The following is a 1960-nucleotide window of genomic DNA, read 5'->3' as shown; positions in this document are numbered from 1 at the left end:
CGATGAGCTGAAAACCGGCTTTGCCCGCGACATCGTGCTGATGAAGGCTGTGGGGATCAACCCCGTGGTCGTCCACGGCGGCGGCCCGCAAATTGGCGACCTGCTCAAGCGTTTGTCGATCGAGAGTCACTTCATCGATGGCATGCGTGTCACTGACGCGCAAACCATGGACGTGGTGGAAATGGTGCTCGGCGGCCAGGTCAACAAAGACATCGTCAACCTGATCAACCGCCACGGCGGCAGCGCCATCGGCCTGACCGGCAAGGATGCGGAACTGATCCGCGCCAAGAAACTGACCGTGACCCGCAAGACGCCGGAGATGACCCAGCCGGAAATCATCGACATCGGCCAGGTGGGCGAAGTCATCGGCATCAACACCGATTTGCTCAACCTGCTGGTCAAGGGCGACTTCATCCCGGTAATTGCGCCGATCGGCGTGGGTGCTAATGGCGAGTCCTATAACATCAACGCCGATCTGGTAGCCGGTAAGGTGGCGGAAGCACTGAAGGCTGAGAAACTGATGCTGCTGACCAACATCGCCGGCTTGATGGACAAGGAAGGCAAGGTACTGACCGGCTTGACTACCCAGCAGGTAGACGACCTGATCGCCGACGGCACCATCTACGGCGGCATGTTGCCGAAGATCCGTTGCGCACTGGAAGCCGTGCAGGGCGGCGTCGGCAGCTCGCTGATCCTGGATGGCCGCGTGCCAAATGCAATACTGTTGGAAATCTTCACCGATACCGGTGTCGGTACGTTGATCAGTAACCGCAAGCGCCCTTGATCGCTGCAAAGCAAAAGGCCCCGCTCAATTGAATTGAGCGGGGCCTTTGTTTGTACACAGTTCAAATGTGGGAGCTGGCTTGCCTGCGATGACGACAGTACATGCAAAAATGCACCGCCTGACACACCGCTATCGCGGGCAAGCCCACTCCCACAGGATTCAGTGTCAGACGCCGAACTGCTCGCGGTATGCACGCACAGCCGGCAAATGTTGCTTGAGCTGCGGGTCGTCTTCCAGGAACTGCAACACCTGGTTCAACGACACGATGCTCACCACCGGAATGCCGAAGTCACGCTCCACTTCCTGGATCGCCGACAATTCACCGTTGCCACGCTCCTGGCGGTTCAAGGCGATCAGCACACCGGCAGCCTTGGCGCCGTCCTGGGAAGCGATGATCTGCATCACTTCACGGATAGCAGTACCCGCGGTGATCACGTCATCGATGATCAGCACATCGCCGGTCAATGGCGCGCCTACCAGGCTGCCACCTTCACCATGGGCCTTGGCTTCCTTACGGTTGAAACACCACGGCAAGTCCTGCCCGTGATGCTCCGCCAGGGCTATCGCCGTCGCCGCTGCCAGGGGAATACCCTTGTAGGCCGGGCCAAAGAGTACGTCGAAGGAAATACCGCTCTCAACGATGGCTGCCGCATAGAAACGGCCCAGCTGAGCCAGGGCCGAACCTGAGTTGAACAGGCCCGCATTGAAGAAGTACGGGCTGGTGCGCCCGGACTTGAGGGTGAACTCACCGAAGCGTAAAACGCCGCGATCGATGGCAAAACGAATGAAATCGCGCTGATACGCCTGCATGAAAAAAGCCTCAGATACCACGGATTTAGCTAATTGGGTGGACGGCGTGTATCATACACGCACGCGATTTTTGGGGCCATTTATGCGGATCATCAGTGTGAACGTTAATGGTATTCAGGCTGCAGTCGAGCGTGGTTTGCTCAGTTGGCTGCAAGCACAGAATGCCGACGTCATCTGCCTGCAGGACACCCGTGCCTCCGCCTTTGAACTGGACGACCCAGCCTTCCAACTGGATGGCTACTTCCTTTATGCCTGCGATGCCGAAGTGCCCACCCAAGGTGGCGTGGCTTTGTACTCGCGGTTGCAACCCAAGGCGGTCATCAGCGGCCTCGGCTTCGAGACAGCCGACCGCTACGGGCGTTACCT

Annotated in this window: 2 protein-coding genes and 1 pseudogene; 2 read left to right on the top strand and 1 reads right to left on the bottom strand. The window is 58.6% G+C overall.

From position 1 onward, the window contains the following. Positions 1 to 784: acetylglutamate kinase (argB, locus tag BKD70_RS22790; protein WP_070415451.1), on the top strand; the 784-nt coding region annotated here is incomplete at its 5' end. A 165-nt stretch (positions 785 to 949) separates the two neighbouring features. Here argB and pyrE read toward each other — a convergent pair. Further along, positions 950 to 1594, bottom strand: a complete 645-nt coding sequence (pyrE, locus tag BKD70_RS22785) for an orotate phosphoribosyltransferase (protein WP_034129093.1) — start codon at positions 1592 to 1594, stop codon at positions 950 to 952. Between the two features lie 82 nt (positions 1595 to 1676). Here pyrE and crc point away from each other — a divergent pair. After that, positions 1677 to 1960 (top strand): annotated as a pseudogene (crc, locus tag BKD70_RS22780) (catabolite repression control protein Crc); the annotation flags it as partial.

Origin of the sequence: Pseudomonas sp. BS-2016, from assembly GCF_001806145.1 — a bacterium.
GTDB lineage: Bacteria > Pseudomonadota > Gammaproteobacteria > Pseudomonadales > Pseudomonadaceae > Aquipseudomonas > Aquipseudomonas lundensis.
This window is presented reverse-complemented; position numbering and strand designations above follow the sequence as displayed.